The sequence below is a fragment of the Pseudomonas sp. LS-2 genome, from assembly GCF_003605735.1.
Taxonomy (GTDB): Bacteria; Pseudomonadota; Gammaproteobacteria; order Pseudomonadales; family Pseudomonadaceae; genus Aquipseudomonas.
Genome location: NZ_QXTJ01000015.1, coordinates 390,618 through 412,183 on the forward strand (window position 1 = coordinate 390,618; position 21,566 = coordinate 412,183).

At 59.6% G+C, this 21,566-nt stretch carries 14 protein-coding genes; 5 read left to right on the top strand and 9 right to left on the bottom strand.

Features of this window, described 5'->3' with window-relative positions; all coding sequences use genetic code 11:
• Positions 1–6 precede the first annotated feature (6 nt).
• A complete protein-coding gene (gene purL / locus D3M70_RS10100) occupies positions 7–3,906 on the bottom strand; it encodes a phosphoribosylformylglycinamidine synthase (RefSeq protein WP_120125617.1) in 3,900 nt (1,299 codons plus the stop codon).
• A gap of 214 nt (positions 3,907–4,120) precedes the next feature.
• Between purL and mltF the strand changes: the two genes are divergently transcribed.
• Positions 4,121–5,581 carry a membrane-bound lytic murein transglycosylase MltF gene (mltF, locus tag D3M70_RS10105; RefSeq protein WP_120125618.1) on the top strand — a complete coding sequence of 487 codons (1,461 nt, stop codon included), beginning with the start codon at positions 4,121–4,123 and terminating at the stop codon, positions 5,579–5,581.
• Between the two features lie 743 nt (positions 5,582–6,324).
• Here the strand turns inward: mltF and tadA are convergent.
• Both tadA and D3M70_RS10115 read right to left on the bottom strand, forming a co-directional pair.
• Positions 6,325–6,807, bottom strand: a complete 483-nt coding sequence (tadA, locus tag D3M70_RS10110; RefSeq protein ID WP_120125619.1) for a tRNA adenosine(34) deaminase TadA — start codon at positions 6,805–6,807, stop codon at positions 6,325–6,327.
• Positions 6,807–8,177: a multicopper oxidase family protein gene (locus D3M70_RS10115; protein WP_120125620.1), complete on the bottom strand. Its 1,371-nt coding sequence runs from the start codon at positions 8,175–8,177 to the stop codon at positions 6,807–6,809. Before D3M70_RS10115 ends, tadA begins: the two co-directional genes overlap by 1 nt.
• Before the next feature lie 182 nt (positions 8,178–8,359).
• Here D3M70_RS10115 and D3M70_RS10120 point away from each other — a divergent pair, with 182 nt between their 5' ends.
• The gene (locus D3M70_RS10120; RefSeq protein WP_120125621.1) at positions 8,360–11,293 is read left to right on the top strand and encodes a membrane-targeted effector domain-containing toxin; all 2,934 of its coding nucleotides are present in this window, start codon (positions 8,360–8,362) and stop codon (positions 11,291–11,293) included.
• 87 nt (positions 11,294–11,380) lie between these two features.
• Here D3M70_RS10120 and guaA read toward each other — a convergent pair whose 3' ends face one another.
• From guaA to D3M70_RS10140, 4 genes are all read right to left on the bottom strand, one after another.
• On the bottom strand, positions 11,381–12,958 hold the full coding sequence (guaA, locus tag D3M70_RS10125) for a glutamine-hydrolyzing GMP synthase (RefSeq protein ID WP_120125622.1): 1,578 nt from the start codon (positions 12,956–12,958) through the stop codon (positions 11,381–11,383).
• Between the two features lie 100 nt (positions 12,959–13,058).
• Positions 13,059–14,528, bottom strand: a complete 1,470-nt coding sequence (gene guaB, locus D3M70_RS10130; protein ID WP_120125623.1) for an IMP dehydrogenase — start codon at positions 14,526–14,528, stop codon at positions 13,059–13,061.
• A 126-nt stretch (positions 14,529–14,654) separates the two neighbouring features.
• A complete protein-coding gene (locus D3M70_RS10135; protein WP_120125624.1) occupies positions 14,655–15,203 on the bottom strand; it encodes a sugar ABC transporter ATPase in 549 nt (182 codons plus the stop codon).
• Positions 15,204–15,273: 70 nt separating this feature from the next.
• Positions 15,274–16,059 carry a sulfite exporter TauE/SafE family protein gene (locus D3M70_RS10140; protein WP_120125625.1) on the bottom strand — a complete coding sequence of 262 codons (786 nt, stop codon included), beginning with the start codon at positions 16,057–16,059 and terminating at the stop codon, positions 15,274–15,276.
• A gap of 87 nt (positions 16,060–16,146) precedes the next feature.
• Here D3M70_RS10140 and xseA point away from each other — a divergent pair, with 87 nt between their 5' ends.
• The 3 genes from xseA (at position 16,147) to leuA (ending at position 20,412) form a co-directional block, all read left to right on the top strand.
• Entirely contained in the window at positions 16,147–17,526 is a 1,380-nt protein-coding gene (xseA, locus tag D3M70_RS10145; RefSeq protein WP_165869772.1) for an exodeoxyribonuclease VII large subunit, read from the top strand.
• 3 nt (positions 17,527–17,529) lie between these two features.
• Complete coding sequence (locus tag D3M70_RS10150) at positions 17,530–18,372, top strand: peptidoglycan DD-metalloendopeptidase family protein (RefSeq protein ID WP_120125626.1); 843 nt, start codon at positions 17,530–17,532, stop codon at positions 18,370–18,372.
• A 354-nt stretch (positions 18,373–18,726) separates the two neighbouring features.
• Positions 18,727–20,412: a 2-isopropylmalate synthase gene (gene leuA / locus D3M70_RS10155; RefSeq protein ID WP_120125627.1), complete on the top strand. Its 1,686-nt coding sequence runs from the start codon at positions 18,727–18,729 to the stop codon at positions 20,410–20,412.
• 152 nt (positions 20,413–20,564) lie between these two features.
• Here the strand turns inward: leuA and D3M70_RS32995 are convergent, their stop codons facing one another.
• Together D3M70_RS32995 and D3M70_RS10165 are read right to left on the bottom strand one after the other, a co-directional pair.
• Positions 20,565–20,972 carry a hypothetical protein gene (locus D3M70_RS32995; RefSeq protein ID WP_256659790.1) on the bottom strand — a complete coding sequence of 136 codons (408 nt, stop codon included), beginning with the start codon at positions 20,970–20,972 and terminating at the stop codon, positions 20,565–20,567.
• 118 nt (positions 20,973–21,090) lie between these two features.
• Positions 21,091–21,531: a hypothetical protein gene (locus tag D3M70_RS10165; RefSeq protein ID WP_120125628.1), complete on the bottom strand. Its 441-nt coding sequence runs from the start codon at positions 21,529–21,531 to the stop codon at positions 21,091–21,093.
• Positions 21,532–21,566: the final 35 nt, after the last annotated feature.

Sequence of the window (21,566 nt, forward strand, 5' to 3'; positions counted from 1 at the left end):
CGTCGATCAGTTAACCCAGACGCGTGCGTTGCGGAACATGCGCATCCAGGCGCCGTCTTCAGCCCACTCATCCGGACGCCACGAGTTGTTCACTGCACGGAACACGCGCTCAGGGTGCGGCATCATGATGGTGACGCGTCCGTCGCGAGTCGTCAGGCCAGTGATACCGCGCGGCGAGCCGTTCGGGTTGGCCGGGTAGGTTTCGGTGACCTTGCCGTGGTTGTCGACGAAGCGCATGGCCACGGTGCCGGACAGATCGCTTTCCAACAGTGCCTCCGGGGTCTTGAATTCCGCATGACCTTCGCCGTGAGCGATGGCGATCGGCATACGCGAACCGGCCATGCCTTGCAGGAAGATCGACGCTGATTTCTGGATCTCGACCATCGCGACGCGCGCTTCGAACTGCTCGGAGCGGTTGCGCACGAAGTGAGGCCAGAACTCGCTGCCCGGAATCAGCTCGTGGAGGTTAGACATCATCTGGCAACCGTTGCACACGCCTAGGGCGAAGCTGTCGCTGCGCTCGAAAAAGCCCTGGAAAGCGTCACGTGCACGTGTGTTGAACAGTGCCGACTTGGCCCAGCCTTCACCGGCGCCGAGAACGTCGCCATAAGAGAAGCCACCGCATGCGACCAGCCCCTTGAACTCGTTCAAGTCGACACGGCCCGCGAGGATGTCAGACATGTGCACGTCTACCGAGGCGAAACCGGCGCGGTCGAACGCTGCCGCCATTTCCACCTGACCGTTCACACCCTGCTCACGCAGGACCGCCACTTGCGGGCGAACGCCTTTCTTGATGTAAGGCGCGGCGATGTCGTCGTTGACGTCATAGCCCAGCTTGACGCTCAGGCCCGGGTTGTCTTCTTCCAGCAGTGCGTCGAACTCCTGATCGGCACAATCGGCATTGTCACGCAGACGCTGGATCTGGTAGCTGGTCTCGCTCCACTGGCGTTGCAGCAGACGACGATCGCCTTTGAACAGTTCTTCGCCGTTCAGGCTGATGGTCACTTCGCTGTTGTTGACCGGCTGGCCGATCACGGCAACGCAGTTCTCGCCCAGGCCTGCTGCGCTGAACTGTGCGAGCACCAACGGGGTGGCGTCATGACGCACCTGGATCAAGGCGCCCAGTTCTTCGTTGAACAGGATGGCCGCGGCTTTTTCACGCTTGCCGGTCAGCGTATCGAGTTGCAGGTTCAGACCGCAGTGACCGGCGAAGGCCATCTCCAGAGCGGTGGTCATCAGACCACCGTCGGAACGGTCGTGGTAAGCCAGCAGATGACCATCGGCGTTGAGGCCCTGAATCACGGCGAAGAACGCCTTCAGGTCTTCAGCGTCATCGACGTCCGGTGCAGCCTTGCCAAGCTTGCCGTGGGTCTGCGCGAGGATCGACGCACCCATGCGGTTCTGGCCGCGGCCCAGGTCGATCAGGATGAGGTCTGTGACGCCCTTGTCCATGCGCAGTTGCGGGGTCAGGGTGCCGCGGATATCAGTGACTGGCGCGAAGCCGGTGACGATCAGCGACAGCGGCGAAGTGACGGTTTTTTCCGCGCCTTCATCGCTCCAGCGAGTCTTCATGGACATCGAGTCCTTGCCCACTGGAATCGTGATCCCCAGCTCAGGGCACAGCTCCATGCCGACGGCTTTGACGGTGTCATACAGACGCGCGTCTTCACCCGGGTGACCGGCTGCGGACATCCAGTTCGCCGACAGTTTGATGTCGGAGATCTTGCCGATGCGCGAAGCCGCGATGTTGGTCAGGGTCTCGCCGATTGCCATGCGACCGGACGCAGGAGCGTCCAGCAATGCCAGCGGCGTACGCTCGCCCATCGCCATGGCTTCACCGGTGTAAACGTCGAAGCTGGTGGCGGTGACAGCGACGTCAGCCACGGGCACTTGCCACGGGCCGACCATTTGATCGCGGTTGACCAGACCGGTGATGCTGCGGTCACCAATGGTGATCAGGAAGCTCTTGCTCGCCACGGCCGGGTGATGCAACACGCGCTGTACGCTGTCTTCGAGGTCCAGGGTGCTCGGATCGAAATCGTCGCCCAGCTCGGTTTCGCGAGTGGCCGAGCGGTGCATGCGCGGCGCCTTGCCCAGTAACACTTCCAGTGGCATGTCCACCGGGCTGTTGCCGAAGTGGCTGTCGGTGACCGTCAGTTGTGGCTCTTCGGTGGCTTCGCCGACTACGGCAAACGGGCAACGCTCACGTTCGCAGATGGCTTTGAAACGCTCGAAATCAGGGGCGCTGACGGCTAGAACGTAACGTTCCTGGGACTCGTTGCTCCAGATCTCCAGGGGCGCCATGCCTGGCTCGTCGTTCGGCACGTTACGCAGTTCGAAGCGACCGCCACGGCCGCCGTCGTTGACCAGTTCAGGGAACGCGTTGGACAGACCGCCCGCGCCGACGTCGTGAATGAAGGCGATCGGGTTGGCGTCGCCCAGCTGCCAGCAACGGTCGATCACTTCCTGGCAACGGCGCTCCATCTCAGGGTTTTCACGCTGAACGGACGCGAAATCCAGATCCGCCGAGCTGGTGCCGGTCGCCATGGACGAAGCCGCGCCACCACCCAGACCGATCAGCATTGCCGGACCACCGAGCACGATCAGCTTCGCGCCGATGGTGATTTCGCCCTTCTGTACGTGCTCTTCGCGGATGTTGCCCATACCACCGGCCAGCATGATCGGCTTGTGGTAACCCCGCACTTCTTCGCCGTGCGGGGTGTTGATGCTTTGTTCGAAGGTACGGAAGTAGCCGGTCAGGGCCGGACGACCGAATTCGTTGTTGAACGCGGCGCCGCCCAGCGGGCCTTCGATCATGATGTCCAGCGGGGTAACGATACGCTCGGGCTTGCCGTACGGCTTCTCCCAAGGCTGCTCGAAACCTGGAATGTTCAGGTTGGAAACGGTGAAGCCAGTCAGGCCAGCCTTTGGCTTGGCGCCACGGCCGGTTGCGCCTTCGTCACGAATCTCGCCGCCGGAACCGGTCGATGCGCCCGGAAAAGGAGCGATGGCAGTCGGGTGGTTGTGGGTTTCCACCTTCATCAGAATGTGCACCGGCTCCTGCACCGCACCGTACTGGCGGGTTTCAGGGTTCGGGAAGAAACGGCCTGCCACGCTACCGACGATGACCGAAGCGTTGTCCTTGTACGCCGACAGCACGCCTTCGTTGTGCATCTGGTAGGTGTTCTTGATCATGCCGAACAGGCTTTTTTCCTGGCTCTGACCATCGATGTCCCAACTCGCGTTGAAGATCTTGTGACGGCAGTGCTCGGAGTTCGCCTGAGCGAACATCATCAGTTCGATGTCGTGCGGGTTGCGCTTCAAGCCAACGAACGCGTTGACCAGATAATCGATTTCGTCTTCGGCCAGGGCCAGGCCCAGTTCGACGTTGGCTTTTTCCAGCGCGGCACGACCGCCACCCAGTACGTCGACTGCAGTCAGCGGCTTCGGTTCGGCGTGGCTGAACAGACCGGCTGCCTGCTCGAGCGCGCCCAGCACAAGCTGGGTCATGCGGTCGTGCAGGATGTCGGCGATCAGCTGTGCTTCAGCTTCGCTGAACTGCCCTTCTACATAGAAGGCAATACCGCGCTCAAGACGCTGGACCTTGGTCAGGCTGCAGTTGCGGGCAATATCGGTAGCCTTGCTCGACCACGGCGAGATGGTGCCGAAACGCGGCAGCACCAGAAACAGACGGCCACGAGGCTCTTGAACCGGCACGCTAGGGCCGTACTTCAACAGACGGGCAAGGACTTGCTGCTCATCCTCGGTCAGAACGCCGGTAACCTCAGCGAAGTGAGCGAATTCAGCGTACAGGCCACTGACAGCCGGAACTTTATCGTTCAGCTGCTCAAGTAATTTCTTGTGGCGGAAGGCGGAAAGGGCGGGAGCACCACGCAAGATCAACATCGTCGGGACAGCCTCGGGGAAGGGGGTGTGCTTTGAGGCCGTGCATTCTAGCCTAAACCGCCACTTTCGGCACCCGAAACCACGGCCTCGACGCGCCCGAATGTCGGTGTTCACGCATTGAATGTCCAAACCGGTAAAAAATCTGACCGCTCTATCAGACGCGATCATCGCTGTCGAGATATGGCGGTCAGTGCGCTTTGCGTATACTGCACCGATGTTTTCCCCATCCGATTTCCGCCCACGCTGTGCCAAGTGGCTCATCGCAACCGGAATCTTCCTGCTGCTCGGTGCCTGTGTTGAGAAACCCAACACACTGGAACGAGTCAAGGAGGATGGCGTTCTGCGCGTTGTCACTCGCAACAGTCCGGCGACCTACTTTCAGGATCGCAACGGTGAAACCGGTTTCGAGTACGAACTTGTCAAGCGTTTCGCCGACGATCTGGGGGTAGAGCTGAAGATCGAAACAGCCGACAACCTTGACGACCTGTTCGACCAGATGAACAAACCGGGTGGCCCGGTCCTGGCCGCCGCCGGACTGGTCAGCACAGAAAACCGCGCCAAACAGGTGCGTTTCTCGCATTCCTACCTTGAAGTCACGCCCCAGGTCATTTATCGCAACGGCCAGTCGCGCCCCACCGATCCGGGCGACCTGGTCGGCAAGCGAATCCTGGTACTCAAGGGCAGCAGTCATGCCGAGCAACTGGCGGCGCTCAAGCTCAAGTACCCCGGTATCAACTACGAAGAGTCCGATCAGGTCGAAGTCGTCGACCTGCTGCGCATGGTTGATGAGGGCCAGATCGACCTGACGCTGGTCGACTCCAACGAACTGGCGATGAACCAGGTGTACTTCCCCAACGTACGCGTCGGTTTCGATCTGGGTGACGGCCGCGATCAGCGCTGGGCCGTAGGCCTGGGCGATGACAACAGCCTGCTGAACGAGATCAACAGCTTCCTCGACAAGATGCAGAAGAACGGCATGCTCCAGCGGCTCAAGGATCGCTATTACGGGCACGTCGACGTTCTGGGCTATGTCGGCGCCTACACCTTCGCACAGCACTTGCAGGAACGCCTGCCCAAGTACGAAAAGCACTTCCAGTCCGCGGCCAAGGCTGAGCAAGTGGACTGGCGTCTGTTGGCGGCCATCGGTTATCAGGAGTCCTTGTGGCAACCGGCCGTGACGTCCAAGACCGGCGTTCGCGGGCTGATGATGCTGACCCAGAGCACCGCGCAGGCCATGGGCGTGTCCAACCGGCTGGATGCCAAACAGAGTATCCAGGGCGGCGCGAAATATTTCGCCTACGTGAAGGACCAGCTCGAGGACACGATTCAGGAGCCCGATCGCACCTGGTTGGCATTGGCCTCCTACAACATCGGCACCGGCCATCTCGACGATGCGCGCAAGATGGCGGAAAGCGAAGGGCTGAACCCCAACAAGTGGCTGGACGTGAAAAAGATGTTGCCACGTCTGTCCCAGAAGAAGTGGTACAGCAAGACCCGCTACGGTTATGCCCGAGGCGGTGAACCCGTCAGCTTCGTCGCCAACATCCGTCGTTATTACGACATCCTGACCTGGGTGACCCAGCCACAGCTGGAAGGCAGCCAGGTGGCCGAAGGTAATCTGCATGTGCCTGGCGTCGACAAGACCAAACCGCCGGAAGAAAAGGCGCCGCTTTAGTCTTTTGTCGATGCTGAGGTCGGGGGCTGATCCGTTAGCTGCGGGGATGCTTTTTGTTCTGGCTAACGCCAGACCTGTTTCGACTTCGTCGAGTTACTTGAAAGCACCAAGTAACCAAGTGCCTGCGCTCCCTTCCCGGCCCGACTTCGTCGGGTTCCCTGCGCACAGGTTCCGTTCCGTGGGCCCGCCGCAAACGGGCCATCCATGGCCCGATGCGGCTCTCGCGGCATCCATGCCGCTCGACCCACTCCACGAAACCTGTGCTCCGGCCGGGAAAAGTCGCAATTTGTGGCGTCTGCAAGATTTGCGTTCAAGAACCCCACACCTTTACGCAGCAGTCCGGCTTGCCGGCGGCGGCGATCTCAAGGACCCCACCGCTGGCAAGCCGGACTGCTGCAGGAAGGTGTCGTGCTTTTGATTTGTTTTTGATCTTGATGCGCAATGGCACAGACACCGCCAAACGCGACTTGGGTGCAGGCTGAACGCAGGTCTCGCGGAGTGGGTCGAGCCGCATGGATGCGGCGAGAGGCGTGTGGGCCATGGATGGCCCATTCACGCCGGGCCCACGGAGCGAGACCGGAGTGAAGGAAGTCTGACGAAGTCAGACCCCAGCCAGGAGTAAAAGCCCTTGGTTACTTGGGGCTTTTCCAAGTAACTCGACGAAGTCGAAACGCTTCTGCCGTTAGGCAGAACCGGGGATAGGATGAGCGCCATTAAAATAGCGGCGTACTCAAATCCCAGAGCTAAGACCTCGCCCTTCTCATCCTGAAAAACTCGCTCAGCATCGTCCCGCACTCCTCGCCCAATACGCCGCCCTCGAACAGCACGCGGTGATTGAGAAACGGCTGGGTAAAGAACTGACCCTGGCTTTGAACCACGCCCGCCTTGGGCTCGGTGGCGCCGTAGACCACACGCGTGATGCGTGAATGCACGATCAAACCTGCACACATGCTGCAAGGCTCCAGCGTGACGTACAGCGTGGCGCCCGGCAGGCGATAGTTGCTCACCGCCTGAGCGGCATTGCGAATCGCGACCATCTCCGCGTGGGCGCTCGGGTCGCTGCCACTGATCGGGCAGTTGTAACCCCGCCCGATGATCACGCCATCCTGAACCACAACCGCACCCACCGGGACCTCTCCCAGCATTGCGCCCTCGGAGGCCAGAACCAGTGCTTCGCGCATGAAATGCTGATCGCGGCTGCGATCAATGATTTGCGGCTGCCGCATTACGAAACCTCGATAGCTGCCATAAGACCCGTCTCCATGTGATCGATCACATGGCAGTGGAACATCCACACGCCGGGATTATCCGCTACCAGCGCTATGCGTGCGCGCTCGTTTCGCCCTAAAAGATAGGTGTCGGTGAAATAAGGGATCACCTCCTTGCGACTGGAGGCGATCACCTTGAAACTCATCCCGTGCAGGTGAATGGGATGCTGGTACTGGGTCATGTTCTTCAGTTCGAAAATGTAACTCTTGCCCCTCATCAGCTTTGCAATGGGGCGGTCGGCACAGGTCTTGTCGGTGATGTCCCAGGCCTGGCCGTTGATCTGCCACAGGCTGGGCGGCTTGCCCTCGGCGTTGACCGACATCGAGCCTACCCATTCGAAGTTGAAGTTGAGTTTTTCGGCGTTGGCCAGATCAGGCTCGGCAACCGGATTGGCCGGCAGTTCTGGCGGCCAGTCACCGGGGGCATCATTGTTGGCAACCGAGCGAAAGGTTCCCAGACGCACGGGCCCGTTACGCAGCGCCAACGCCTCCCCTGCCGGTGGCGCCTTGATCGCCAAACAGATGCGCATCCCCGGCCCTAGCCAGTAATCCTTGCCCAGCGCGCGCGGTTTGACCGGATTGCCGTCAAGGGCGTAGATCATCGCCTGCGCCCCCGGCAGGTTCAGCCGATAGGTCACGGTGTTGTCGAGGTTGAGAATACGCACGCGCGTAATTTGCCCCGCTGGCAATTCGACAACGGCCTGAGGCACACCGTTGATGGTCGATAAACGCCCGGCAGTACCTTCCCGGGCCGCTTCGCGAGTGATGCTGAAATCGGTGAAAGCGCCCTCTTCGTCCACATGCCAGCTCTTCAGACTGACGACCCGCTCATGCAGGAAACCGGTAGCTTCGCACTCCTCGACGATCAACGGCCCGACCAGGCCGCGCCCCAGCTCTTCGCTGCTGCTGACGTGCGGGTGATACCAATAGCTGCCAGCATCCGGCACGCGAAATTTGTAGTCAAAATACTCACCCGGTTTTACCGGTAGCTGGGACACATACGGCACGCCGTCCATTTCCAGCGGAAGGCGAATGCCATGCCAGTGAATCGTGGTTTCGACCGGCAACCGGTTGATGAAACGTACCCGCAACCACTCACCCTGCCGAACCCGCAATTCAGTCCCAGGTGCCGACGCGCCAAACGCCCAGGCCGGTGTCTGGTAACCGGGCACGAGTTCGACATCTAAAGGCGCTGCGATCAGCTCGTAGTCATGCCCTTCTCCCGGACCGCGCTTGCCGAGCCAGTAACGCGAAGCGCCGCCCGCGCCCAGCCCGACCACGGCAAGACCGGCCAGACCTCCGAGAATTTGTCGACGGGTGAAGGACATCAGCAAAAACACCTGAACAATGAAAGCGAATGGGAACGCGGAACCAAGAGCACATGCGAGCGGCGAATACGATACTCCTGCATTTATAGAAAACTAGGAAAAGTCAGGCGCGGTACATATTTAGTACCAATTGAACGAGGCAAACGCCGAAGCTGGCGGCTCATTCATCAAGGACGACGGATATGACTTCCTTTACTTCCTCTGTTCCTCAGCCCTCTGCCGATCACCAGCAGCTCAATGCGATGGCTCGACAATTGGTCGACACCTGCCCGGACATGCGCCAAATGGCCCGCGACGTAGCCAACGACATCCTGCATAAGTTTGGTTTGAGCCACCTCGAACCTGACACCGTTTACTGGCATCGATTTGACCGCTCCGTCAGCAGCGCCCTGACGTTCACCGGCTGGCAGCATCTGAGCAAACCGGTCGAATCGCTGACGTTGCCACAACTGGTCATGCACCGCTTCAGCGCCAACGACCAGGACAACGCCGACAATCTGCAGATGATGGGCGGCTTTTACACCGCGGGGCCGGATGCAGAGACCTTCGACGAAAGCAACGAAGTGCGTTTGTTGCCCGCCGACGTACTGAGCGTGTTCTGGACGCTGAATGTCAAAGCGCGGTTCAACGACAAGATGGCCACATTCTGGAGAGACTGCGCGGATGAATTCAGAACGCTGGCCAAGGCAAACTTCATCGCCAAGGCACTGGACGCTCTCGAAGCCGGCATGCTGAGCACACCTGAGTTCACAGCGCTTAGCACCGCGCTGGGCCTGGACCTTTCCCAACCCGTCAGCGTGTCGATGCTGCAGTCGCAACCACCTCTGGCTGAGGGCGTGCGCGTCGCGACCCTTGATATTGCAGGTTACGAGGCCAGCGATATCCTGCGTATCGTCGAGCCCGGCGGCCGCCAATTCCTGTATGTGCCAGGTGAGACAGATGCCATCCACGTGTTTGAAACGCCGGAGGCGCTGCAGTGGTGGCTGATGACCCACACCGATAAAATCGACAACCGCACGCAGTTCATGTCGCACTTCCCGATGTCCACCCATGCCGAGGGCGGCCACGGGGTAGGTCTGCACCACGCGCTGGACCTCATGTTCTTCAACTGGGGTGACCATGATCAAACCGTCATCAACCGCGCCGACCGCACGTTGACCAATGATCCATTCACCCACCTTCGCGATGCTACCAAAGCCCGGATGCAAGCGGATTCGGACTTCGCACTGCACTCCAATGGCGAGCTGCGAAAACAGATGTGGATGGGCTATCTGCGCGCCTTCAATCAGGTGTTCGGCGCGATGGCCGCAATTGACTGGCCTGTGGCACTGGCGGTCGTCGGTGCCGGCATCGCCGACGTGGGTCTGAACATCGATCAGGCGGTCACCGGGCACACCACTGCCGAACGCAAGCGCGGTGTGACGGGAGCCATCCTCGGCAGCATTGACGTGCTGCTCAACAGCCTGTTTTTGGTTGGGGGAGTATCCGCAGAGGCCGGCGAACCGGTCGTTGAGGTTGAAACGGAAGGGTTGGCGGAGCCGACCGATGAGTCCTCGCTGCCAGTCAAGGCCCCTGAACCTCTGCCGCCCGGCCCGACCTATCCCGAAGGGCAGGATGAAATACTGGCGACATTCGAGACCAACGAACTGCTGGAAGGCTTCGCCTCACCTGCGACAGAAGGCCCGATGCGCGGGATCTACATGAATGAAATCGGCGAGACCTACATTTCGATCGAGGGCTTCGCCTATCAGGTTCGCCATGTCAAAGAACTCAACACATGGGTCATCATTGATCCGCAGAACCCTTTCTCGTTTTATCGCAATGCGCCCGTGCGCATGACTGATGCGGGGCAATGGGAGTTGATCGACCGTCCTGGCCTGCGCGGTGGCGGTAAGTTTCTGGGCAAGCTTCCCTGGAGAGGCCCTGCATCGTCTTCAAGTACGTCTCTGCCGACAACTTACGACATGCCGGAGAACCTGAGGGAAGTGCTTCGTCCGGATATCGAAAACCCCAACGACAAACCTTTCGAGGGCTACCTGAACCCCGCGACAGATAACAGCGCCCTTGAAGCCTTCTTCGTGATGCGTAACAACCTGGTGAGCGACACAGAAGCCTTTTTTGCGAATACGCGGGTTCCAGATCGCCCGACCATACCGCACATAGCGAGTGAGGCTACCGCCAAGGAGGCGCTCAAACAACTTTATGAAGATACCGCCGGCGTCGTCATCGGCGAAAGCCACAACAGCGTTGGCAGCAAGCGATTCCTTATCGATAACATGCGCCAGTTGGCAAAACAGAAAGTCCGCACGCTGTATCTGGAACACCTGTTAACCGATCTGCACCAGGCGGACCTGGACCTGTTCGCCAAGTCGGGAAAAATGCCGGAGAAACTGAAAGCATATCTTGAGTATCTGGATGGAGGCCACCGCACCGACAGTACAGGCGAATACACGTTTCTGAATCTTGTGAAGGCTGCCAATGAAAACCGCATTCGCATCCGCGCCATAGACTGCATGAGCAGCTACCGGCTCGCAGGTTTGTCGAACCCGTCCGGCTCGCTACGAATCAAGATGATGAACTATTTTGCTCACACCGTTATCCGGGCGGATCAGGCGGCCTTGGACAATGGAAAATGGATAGCGCTGGTGGGCAATGCTCATGCGAACACCTTCAAGGGTGTCGCGGGTTTGGCCGAGCTCGAAGGCGCGATCGGTCTGCGAGTGGAAGACGTTGCTCTCGGCCAAACCCATGGATTCGCGCCGGATCCCGGACAAGACGCCATAACCGCGCTGGGGCGACCAGCAGGCCGAGTCACCAGTGATTTACGACTCCAGACGGAAGTTGCCGGCCTCAAGCCTCCTGGAACGGGTCCCACGACTTCTGTCGAATCTCGCCTGTCCCGAGTCGGGACATTCATCATCCAGCGCACCGCGGGCAAGGCAGAACTGCTTCATCGCAGTGCAAATGGGTCAATCGTCCGCACGCCGATAAAGTCTGATGGTGGTCGCCTGTTCATAGAGCGCCCAAAATGGACACAGATCAGCGGGCGGCGCTTCAACTCCCTCGAAGGGCTGATCACGGCGCTCCATATGATCGGCTTGAAACAAGCGGCCTGAAACGAAAAAGCCGGTTGAACCCAAGGGGTTCATCCGGCTTTTCCGCGCAGTCACTGCAAGCGCGTTACAACGCCTTCAGCTCGGGAATCATTCCCACTCAATCGTCGCTGGCGGCTTGCTCGACACGTCATAAGTGACGCGGGAGATGCCTTCGATTTCGTTGATGATGCGGCCGCTGACGGTTTCCAGCAGCTCGTAAGGCAGGTGCGCCCAACGTGCAGTCATGAAGTCGATGGTTTCAACTGCACGCAGTGCAACGACCCAGGCGTAACGGCGGCCGTCGCCGACCACCCCAACCGATTTCACCGGCTGGAACACAACGAAGGCCTGGCTGACTTTGTGGTACCAGTCGGCTTTGCGCAGCTCTTCGATGAAGATATGGTCGGCGCGACGCAGCAGGTCGGCGTATTCCTTCTTCACTTCGCCGAGGATGCGAACGCCCAGGCCCGGACCCGGGAACGGGTGGCGGTAGACCATGTCGTACGGCAAGCCCAGTTCCAGGCCCAGACGACGGACTTCATCTTTAAACAGTTCGCGCAGTGGCTCGACCAGTTTCAGGTTCATTTCTTCCGGCAGGCCGCCCACGTTGTGGTGCGACTTGATCACGTGTGCCTTGCCGCTTTTGGCGCCAGCGGACTCGATCACGTCAGGGTAAATAGTGCCCTGCGCCAGGTACTTGATGTTGTGCAGCTTGTTCGACTCGGCATCGAACACGTCGATGAAGGTACGACCGATGATCTTGCGCTTCTTCTCTGGATCGCTTTCGCCAGCCAGGTTGTTGAGGAACTGATCTTCGGCGTTGGCGCGGATCACCTTGACACCCATGTTCTCGGCGAACATGGCCATCACTTGCTCACCCTCGTGCAGGCGCAGCAGACCGTTGTCAACGAAGACGCAGGTCAGTTGATCGCCGATGGCCTTGTGCAGCAGTGCCGCAACCACCGAGGAGTCAACACCGCCAGACAGACCCAGCAGTACGTTGTCGGTGCCGACCTGAGCGCGAACCTGAGCGATGGCGTCTTCAGCGATCTTCGAAGGTGTCCACAGCGCTTCACAGCCGCAGATGTCGAGGATGAAGCGCGAGAGAATGCGACCGCCCTGCTTGGTGTGGGTCACTTCCGGGTGGAACTGCACACCGTAGTAGCCACGGGTGTCGTCAGCCATGCCGGCGATCGGGCAGCTCGGAGTGCTGGCCAGGACGTGGAAGCCTGCAGGGATTTCGGTGACCTTGTCACCGTGGCTCATCCACACGTCCAGACCGAAAACGCCGTCAGCGTCGACGTGATCTTCGATGCCATCCAGCACACGGCTCTTGCCGACAACGTCGACACGGGCGTAACCGAATTCACGCAGCTCGGAACCTTCGACGCGACCACCGAGTTGTTCGGCCATGGTCTGCATGCCGTAGCAGATACCGAAGACTGGAACGCCAAGATCAAAAACGGCTTGCGGGCAACGTGGACTGTCGGCGACGTGTACCGACTCTGGGCCACCGGCGAGGATGACGCCTTTAGGAGCAAATTCGCGGATCGCTTCGTCGTCCATGTCGTACGGGTGCAGTTCGCAATACACACCGATCTCACGCACGCGACGGGCGATCAACTGGGTGTACTGGGAGCCGAAGTCGAGGATCAGGATACGGTGGGCGTGAATGTCGAGGGCCATGAGTCATTCTCGTCGAAAATCAGAAACAAGACGGGGCTGTGATGAACAGCCCCGCTACACAATTCTTGAAACGCGCCCGGTTTATCAGGCGCATTTCGGATCAACCTACGCGATAGTTCGGCGCTTCCTTGGTGATCTGCACGTCGTGGACGTGAGACTCGGCCATGCCGGCGCCGGTGATGCGGACGAATTCAGGCTTGGTGCGCATTTCCTGAATATCGGCACTGCCGGTATAGCCCATGGAGGAGCGCAGACCACCCATCAGTTGATGGATGATGGCCGCCAGCGAACCCTTGTAAGCCACGCGACCTTCGATACCTTCCGGTACCAGTTTCTCGGCGCCCTCGGACGAATCCTGGAAGTACCGATCAGAGGAGCCTTGCGCCTGGGACATCGCACCCAGCGAACCCATGCCACGGTACGCTTTGTAGGAACGGCCCTGGAAGAGCTCGATTTCACCCGGCGCCTCTTCGGTACCGGCGAACATCGAGCCCATCATCACACTGTAGGCACCGGCAACGATGGCCTTGGACAGGTCACCGGAGAAACGGATGCCACCGTCGGCGATCAGGGGAACGTCGGTGCCTTCCAGCGCTGCGGCAACGTTGGCGATTGCGCTGATCTGCGGAACGCCGACGCCTGCAACGATACGGGTGGTGCAGATGGAGCCAGGGCCGATACCGACCTTGACGCCGTCAGCGCCCGCCTCGACCAGCGCGCGAGCAGCCGCTCCGGTCGCGATGTTGCCGCCGATGACCTGTACGTCAGGGAAGTTCTGCTTGACCCAGCGAACGCGGTCGATCACGCCTTTGGAATGACCGTGCGCGGTGTCGACGACGATGACGTCAACGCCGGCAGCGACCAGGGCGCTGACTCGCTCGCCGGTGTCTTTACCGGTACCGACCGCAGCGCCAACACGCAGACGACCTTGATCGTCCTTGCTGGCGAGTGGGTAGGCTTTGGATTTTTCGATGTCCTTGACGGTCATCATGCCCTTGAGCGCGAACTTCTCGTCGACAATCAGGACTTTTTCGAGACGGTGTTTGTGCAGCAGGTCGCGGACTTCGTACTTGTCGGCGCCTTCGCGAACAGTGACCAGACGCTCTTTAGGCGTCATCACTTCACGAACGGTGGCTTCCAGACGGTTTTCGAAACGCACGTCGCGGGAGGTCACGATGCCGACGAGCTCGCCATCATGCAGGACCGGCACGCCGGAAATGTTGTGTTGACGGGTCAGTTCGAACAGATCGCGAACGGTGGCGTCAGCCTCGATGGTGATCGGATCCTTGACCACACCCGCTTCGAACTTCTTGACCTTGCGCACTTCGGCAGCTTGCTGCTCGATGGTCATGTTCTTGTGGATGATGCCGATGCCGCCTTCCTGAGCCATGGCGATTGCCAGACGGGCTTCGGTAACGGTGTCCATAGCGGCGGAAATGAGGGGGATGTTCAGTTCGATGCCACGGGTCAATCGGGTTTTCAGACTGACTTCGTTGGGAAGCACCTCGGAATAACCGGGCACAAGGAGAATGTCGTCGAATGTAAGGGCTTCTTGGCTGATACGCAGCATCGCTGGGCTCCCGAGCGGGAAAATGGAAGCGCGCCATTATACCCAGACACCTGCCCTTGCTCAATGTAAAGATCAGGCTATTTGATAATCATCGCGATGTAGAAACTCTATCGCGCGGATTCGTCTTTATAAGCGGACTTTGACGAAGGACACCGGCCGATCCAGACGTCCGGCGAACTCTTCCACGAAGCCAGGCTTGAACCCGGCATCCAGCCAGTCGTTGAAGATAAACCCCAGATTGGAAAACCCGCACGGATCGAGAAACAGAAAGCCGTTGATGTCGTCCTCGTGACGGCATTCGGGGCACATGAAGTTGTCGGTATGGCCGGGCATCCATTCTTCAAGACTGTCGAACAGTGCCTCACCGATTTCACGTCGACACTCAGGGCAACCGGCCTCCTCTTTGAAACCCTGCTGCGGCGTATAGATGCAGCGTTTGAGCACGATCTCCAGGCCATTGACCGGCTGACCGTAAGGCAGGGCTTCAGGGTTTTCGACGAAGCGACGCGCACCGGGCGCAATTGCGTAGGCCATTCGATTGAAACTGCGCCCGCAGGTGGTCAGCGACTCCTCGACCACATTCAGTTTCACCAGCCAGCGCAGGATCGTCCGTGCCTTCGCTTCATGCGCAGGAAAGCTGGAGATTTGCGGGACGATGATGCTTTGGGTGTTCATGAGGGGCCTGACTGACGCTGGATCGGGGGCGGCAGCTTAATACCACCGTCAACCACGTCAAGTATGGCTTTCAGCCGGCGAGGTAGCGAGCGATGAGCGTGATCCCGCTTATCAGTACCATCCAGGTCACCAGGCGCACGAACATCTCCCGTGACAGGCGCATAACCAGAAGGCGACCGATCCACGAGCCGACAATCATCGCAGGCAGCAGACAGACTGCTAGCAGTAACAGGGAGATCTGTGCATAAACCCCAGTGATCACGAACAAGCTAAGACGCACGATGGTGCTGCAACTGATGAGGGCGTTTTGCGTGGCGCGGGCCTGGGTCTTGTCGGCCAAGCGACCGTTGAGGTAGATCGCATATAAAAAGCCGCCACTGCCGAACAGTGCACCGAACAGGCCGCCCACGGTGCCCATTGGAATCGACCAGCCTGCCGACAGTTGGGTCGGGCGCACTTTTACCGCCAGGCTGTAGATCGAATAGCCGATCAGAAACAGGCCCATCAACAGCAGCAGCACATCGGACTTGAGATTGAGCAGAAACAACACGCCCAGCGTACAGCCGACCGCCATGCACGGCACCATCCTCAGCAGCTCCGAGCGGACCACCGATTGCCGCGACGGCAGTAGGTGACTGAATGCTGCGAGGAAATCCAGCATGACCAGCAGCGGGATGATCCGTGACAGCGGCATGAAGTGAATCAGAACCGGCCCCGCAACCAGCGCTGTGCCAAAACCGGCGATGGCGAACACCAGATAGGCCGCAATCATGCCGCCTTCTATAAAGAGCCAATCGAGCGGTGTCAGCCCCAACTGGTTGAAGGCCGCTGAAAGGTCGGCAAAGGTAGCGAGCATTTTTCCTCCATGGATGGGCAAAAGCGGCACAGCATACTCGAACTCGCGGACACGACAGCGTGCCCCAATGCCTTTATCATGCCTGCCATGATCAAAGACCCCTTCGCAAGACTCGGCCTCGACCGGGAAGTCCTTACTGTCAGCCAGCTCAACGGCCGCGCGCGCGTGCTGCTGGAGGACGTTTTCTCCAGCATCTGGGTCGAGGGGGAAATTTCCAACCTGTCCCGCCCTGCCTCGGGCCACGTTTATTTCACGCTGAAGGACACCGGCGCCCAAGTGCGCTGCGCGCTGTTTCGCAGCAACGCGGCTCGGGTTCGCCAAGCGCTGAAAGACGGTCTGGCAGTCAAGGTGCGCGGCAAGGTTTCGTTGTTCGAAGGCCGTGGCGACTATCAGCTGATCCTCGATACCGTCGAACCCGCTGGTGATGGTGCGCTGCGATTGGCCTTCGATGCCTTGAAGGAAAAACTCAGCGCCGAAGGCCTGTTCAGTGCCGAGCGCAAGGTTGCCCTGCCCTTGCACCCGCAACGCATCGGGATCATCAGTTCGCCTACCGGGGCGGTAATTCGCGACATCATCAGCGTGTTCCGACGCCGCGCGCCGCAAGTCGAACTGACACTGATTCCGACCGCCGTGCAGGGTCGTGAAGCGATCAACCAGATCGTGCGAGCGCTGAAGCTCGCCGACTCCCGTGGCTTCGACGCATTGATTCTCGCCCGTGGGGGCGGCTCGCTGGAAGATCTCTGGTGTTTCAATGAAGAAGCCGTGGCGCGCGCCATCGATGCCTGCGTGACACCTATCGTCAGCGCGGTGGGGCACGAAACCGATGTTTCCATCAGTGACTTCGTCGCCGACGTCCGCGCCCCGACGCCTTCCGCTGCCGCAGAGCTGCTGGCACCTGACTCAAGCGACCTGCACCGGCGCGTAGAAAGCCTGCAACGGCGGTTGATCAGCCGCATGCAGGACCGGCTGATGCGCGAACAGTTGCGGCTGGACGGTATTTCCCGGCGTTTGCGTCATCCCGGCGAGCGTCTACGCCAGCGCGCGCAACGCCTCGACGATCTGGACATGCGCTTGCGGCGGGCCTTCGAGCAACAGATGCACAAACGCCAGGTGCGCATGAATCATCTGGAGAGCCGTCTGGCTGCCCAACACCCCGGTCGTACACTGGCTTTCCTGCGTCAGCGCCTGGATGTGCTGGCCGAACGCTTGCCCCGTGCGATCAAGGAGAACCTCAAGACCCGCCGTTTACAGCTGCAAAGTCAGGTCCAGACCCTGAACGTGGTGAGCCCGCTGGCAACCCTTGGTCGCGGCTACAGCATTCTGCTGGATGAGCGCGGCAAGGCGATTCGCGCGGCGGAACAGACCCACACAGGTCAGCGTCTGACGGCTCGACTTGCCGAGGGCGAGTTGCAAGTACGCGTCGAAGACAATCACCTGACGCCCGTCACCCTTTCTCTTCTGGACTGATCAATGCTGCCTTTTATTTTCCGTTCTCTGGCCGGCGCTGCACTGGCCCTGTGCGTGATGCTGCCCGCCCATGCCGACAGCTACATTTCGCGGCTGCTGAACAAGCCGGTGCCGGGCGGCGTGGCCGTCGTGGATCTCGGTCCTGCCAACCAGGCGCCGAAAGCGACATGGCAAGGCAAGCCGGTGTTGGTGGTCAAGGATCAGGACGCGCGCTGGCTGGCGATCGTGGGTATTCCGCTGACGATCAAACCCGGCACCTCGCAACAGGTGAACAGCGGCGGTCGCAATCTGCCGTTTACCGTAGGGAGCAAGAAGTACCCTGAGCAGCACATCACGCTGAAAAACCAGCGTCAGGTCAATCCGAACCCGGACGACCTGAAACGCATCGAACAGGAACTGGACGTGCAGGTTCGCGCCTATCGCAGCTTCACGCCGGGTACGCCGAGCAATCTGCTGCTGGATAAACCGGTGAATGGCCCGCTGTCCAGCAAGTTCGGTGTGCGCCGTTTCTTCAATGGCGAAGAACGCAATCCTCACGCGGGCCTGGACTTCGCGGTTCCGGCGGGAACGCCGATCAAATCGCCTGCGGCGGGCAAGGTCATTCTGATCGGCAACTACTTCTTCAATGGCAACACGGTGTTCGTCGACCACGGGCAAGGCTTTATCAGCATGTTCTGCCACATGTCGAAGATCGACGTAAAAGTCGGCGATACCGTGCCACGGGGCGGAGTGGTCGGGCGTGTTGGTTCGACAGGCCGCGCCACCGGCCCGCATATGCACTGGAACGTCAGCCTGAACGATGCGCGGGTCGATCCTGCGATCTTTATCAATGCGTTTCAGCCGTAGCGGCTGAGAGCGCAAGGCAGAATCCTGTAGGAGCGCGCTTGCCCGAGTTGCGTAGATGCAAACAGCCCAACAATAAAATCTCGCAAAAATGAGATCAACAGCCGATAAATATCTCTATTTAAGTGCTTTTGAAATCTTCTCCCAATTTTTTCCAACTACTTGCCACCTTTCACCTCATTGGTTACGGTTGGACACATGAAAGCCTCTCAGAACCTCATCCTGCTGCGTCAACACCGCTGCCTCAGTCTCGTCAGTGCACGACTGCCAGGCTCAAACGCGGTGCCTCGACGCTACACTTCGTATTAAACGGCTGGCCGCCTTCTTTCGGCCCTGAATACAAAAAGGATTATTCACATGACCATGCTCAAAGATCCCTCGCAGAAGTACCGCGCGTTTCCTGTCATCGACCTGCCTGACCGTACCTGGCCTTCCAAGACCATTACCGAAGTGCCGATCTGGTGCAGTTCCGACCTGCGTGACGGTAACCAGTCGCTGATCGAGCCGATGGATGCGGTCAAGAAGCTGCGCTTCTGGAAAACCCTGGTGCAGGTCGGCGTGAAGGAAATCGAAGCCTCGTTCCCGGCGGCATCGCAGACCGACTTCGATTTCGTGCGAACGCTGATCGAAGATGGCCACATTCCGGACGACACCACGATTCAGGTGCTGACCCAAGGCCGTGAAGACCTCATCGCCCGCACCTTTGAATCCCTGCGTGGCGCCAAGAAAGCCATCGTCCACCTGTACAACGCGACCTCCCCTTCTTTCCGTCGCATCGTCTTCAATCAGGACAAGGACGGCATCAAGGCCATCGCGGTCAACGCTGCCAAGCTGTTCGTCAAATACGCAGCGCAACAGCCAGAAACCCAATGGCAGTTCGAATACTCGCCTGAAACCTTCAGCGCCACCGAACTGGATTTCGCCAAAGAAGTCTGCGACGCGGTGATCGAAGTCTGGAACGCCACACCGCAGAACAAAGTCATTCTCAACCTGCCGGCTACCGTTGAGGTGGCGACGCCGAACATCTACGCCGACCAGATCGAGTGGTTCTGCCGCAACATCAGCCGCCGTGACAGCGTGATCATCAGCCTGCACACGCACAACGACCGTGGCACTGGCGTTGCCGCAACCGAACTGGGCCTGATGGCCGGTGCAGATCGCGTCGAAGGCTGCCTGTTCGGCAACGGCGAGCGCACCGGTAACGTTGACCTGGTCACCGTCGCTCTGAACATGTACACCCAGGGCCTGAACCCGCAACTGGACTTCTCCGACATCGACGGCGTGCGCAAGGTCGTCGAGGAGTGCAACCAGATTCCGGTCCACCCACGTCATCCGTATGTCGGCGATCTGGTTCACACCGCCTTCTCTGGCTCGCACCAGGACGCCATCCGCAAGGGCTTTAGCCAGCAGAAGGAAGGCACGCTGTGGGAAGTGCCTTACCTGCCCATCGACCCGGCAGACATCGGCCGCAGCTATGAGGCTGTCATTCGCGTGAACAGCCAGTCCGGCAAGGGCGGTATTACCTACCTGCTCGAACAGGAATACGGCATTTCGCTGCCACGTCGCATGCAGATCGAGTTCAGCCAGGTGGTTCAGGGTGAAACCGACCGTCTGGGCCTGGAGATGACCGCCGAGCAGATCTACTCGCTGTTCAAGCGTGAATACCTGCAAGCCAACAAGCCTTATGCACTGGTCAGCCATCGTTTGCAGGAAGAAAACGGCCACAGCGCCGTGGAAGTCGAAGTTGCCGCCAAGGGCGACGGTGAGAGCAATCTGCACTGGCGCGGCAAAGGCAATGGTGCGCTGGAAGCTCTGGTTGCCGGCCTGCCGGTCAAGGCTGAAATCATGGACTACAACGAGCATGCCATTGGCGCAGGCACCACGGCCAAGGCCGCTGCCTACATCGAACTGCGTGTGGATGGCGGGCGGGCGGTACATGGCGTGGGCATCGATGAAAACATCACCACCGCCAGCTTCAAGGCCCTGTTCAGCGCGCTGAACCGTGCGCTGTTGCAGGCAGATGCCGCCGCCGAAGCTGCTTGATCGATAGGTTAAACCTCTAACGGTCCGAATTGCCGGAGGCAGCGATCTCAAATGCGCCACCGCCGGCAAGCTGCTACAGAGAGCGTGTTTGACTGGATATCAAAAGGCCCTGAAGCAGACGCTTCAGGGCCTTTTCATTGGAGCGGGATGGGTCAGGCAGTGGTATTGACGCTGCCCTTCATCAACTCCATCAACGAAGCCTGCTGGGCGCCCAATTGCGCCATGGTTCCGGAGATCTGCTGCTGGATCGCCATCACCTGAGCCGCCTTCTCTTGCTCAGGTGCCTTGCTGCTTTGAGCGGCAGCCAATTGCTGCTGCTGTTGCTCAAGCATCTTCTGGGTCTGTTTGATCTGCTCTTGCAACTGCTTGATTGCTTGCTCGCGCGGCGTGCCCCCGCCTTCGGACTTGCTCGCCCCCGCCGCCTTCGGCTCTTCGTAGACGTTGCCGCGCAGGTTCACGCTGGCCGTTGTGGCGTCGCTCTTGGTGGATTCGTCGTTCTTGAAGCCAACGGAAAACGCGCTGGAGTAGGTACTCAACGAAGTCGTATTGATCGTGGTCATGATGAACTCCTTGTTTAGTGCCTTTGTATCGGCCAGCTTACAAAGAACTGAAGTTCATCCCTTCACGCACGCAAAACCGCTCCACGGGCTGAGCCATGGAGCGGATTCGACGGGATTGTCAGGCGGTGGTGTTGATGCTGCCGGATTTTTGCAGTTGTACCAGCGCGGCTTCCTGCGTCGCGAGGCTGGCAGTGGTGGTGGAAATCTGCCCCTGGATCGCCATGACCCGTTGGGATTTCTCTTCATCCGAGCCTTTGCCGGCCTGAGCGGCAGCCAGTTGCTGCTCTTGTTCCTGCAGGCGCTTTTCGGTTTCCTTGATCTGCTGCTCCAGCTTCTCGATGGCCTGCTCGCTTTCGCTGGAGGAATCAGAAGTGCCACCCGCTCCGCCGGCGCCACCTGCGCCGCCAGCAGCGGTCGTACCGGATGCAGAGGTGGTTGCAGCGGCTGCGGTGGTCGAGGTGTCGTCGCTGTCAGACGTGGCGGTCGTGGTGTCTTTCTTGACCGCAACAGTGAAGCTGCTCGAGTAAGAAGTAAGTGAGGACGCGTTGATGGTGGTCATACCGATCTCCTGTATTGGTACAACGCTATCGACCC

Coding starts and splice junctions, on each gene's coding strand:
- purL (WP_120125617.1), bottom strand. CDS start 3,906: ATGTTGATCTTGCGTGGTGCTCCCGCCCTTTCCGCCTTCCGCCACAAG.
- mltF (WP_120125618.1), top strand. CDS start 4,121: ATGTTTTCCCCATCCGATTTCCGCCCACGCTGTGCCAAGTGGCTCATC.
- tadA (WP_120125619.1), bottom strand. CDS start 6,807: ATGCGGCAGCCGCAAATCATTGATCGCAGCCGCGATCAGCATTTCATG.
- D3M70_RS10115 (WP_120125620.1), bottom strand. CDS start 8,177: ATGTCCTTCACCCGTCGACAAATTCTCGGAGGTCTGGCCGGTCTTGCC.
- D3M70_RS10120 (WP_120125621.1), top strand. CDS start 8,360: ATGACTTCCTTTACTTCCTCTGTTCCTCAGCCCTCTGCCGATCACCAG.
- guaA (WP_120125622.1), bottom strand. CDS start 12,958: ATGGCCCTCGACATTCACGCCCACCGTATCCTGATCCTCGACTTCGGC.
- guaB (WP_120125623.1), bottom strand. CDS start 14,528: ATGCTGCGTATCAGCCAAGAAGCCCTTACATTCGACGACATTCTCCTT.
- D3M70_RS10135 (WP_120125624.1), bottom strand. CDS start 15,203: ATGAACACCCAAAGCATCATCGTCCCGCAAATCTCCAGCTTTCCTGCG.
- D3M70_RS10140 (WP_120125625.1), bottom strand. CDS start 16,059: ATGCTCGCTACCTTTGCCGACCTTTCAGCGGCCTTCAACCAGTTGGGG.
- xseA (WP_165869772.1), top strand. CDS start 16,147: ATGATCAAAGACCCCTTCGCAAGACTCGGCCTCGACCGGGAAGTCCTT.
- D3M70_RS10150 (WP_120125626.1), top strand. CDS start 17,530: ATGCTGCCTTTTATTTTCCGTTCTCTGGCCGGCGCTGCACTGGCCCTG.
- leuA (WP_120125627.1), top strand. CDS start 18,727: ATGACCATGCTCAAAGATCCCTCGCAGAAGTACCGCGCGTTTCCTGTC.
- D3M70_RS32995 (WP_256659790.1), bottom strand. CDS start 20,972: ATGACCACGATCAATACGACTTCGTTGAGTACCTACTCCAGCGCGTTT.
- D3M70_RS10165 (WP_120125628.1), bottom strand. CDS start 21,531: ATGACCACCATCAACGCGTCCTCACTTACTTCTTACTCGAGCAGCTTC.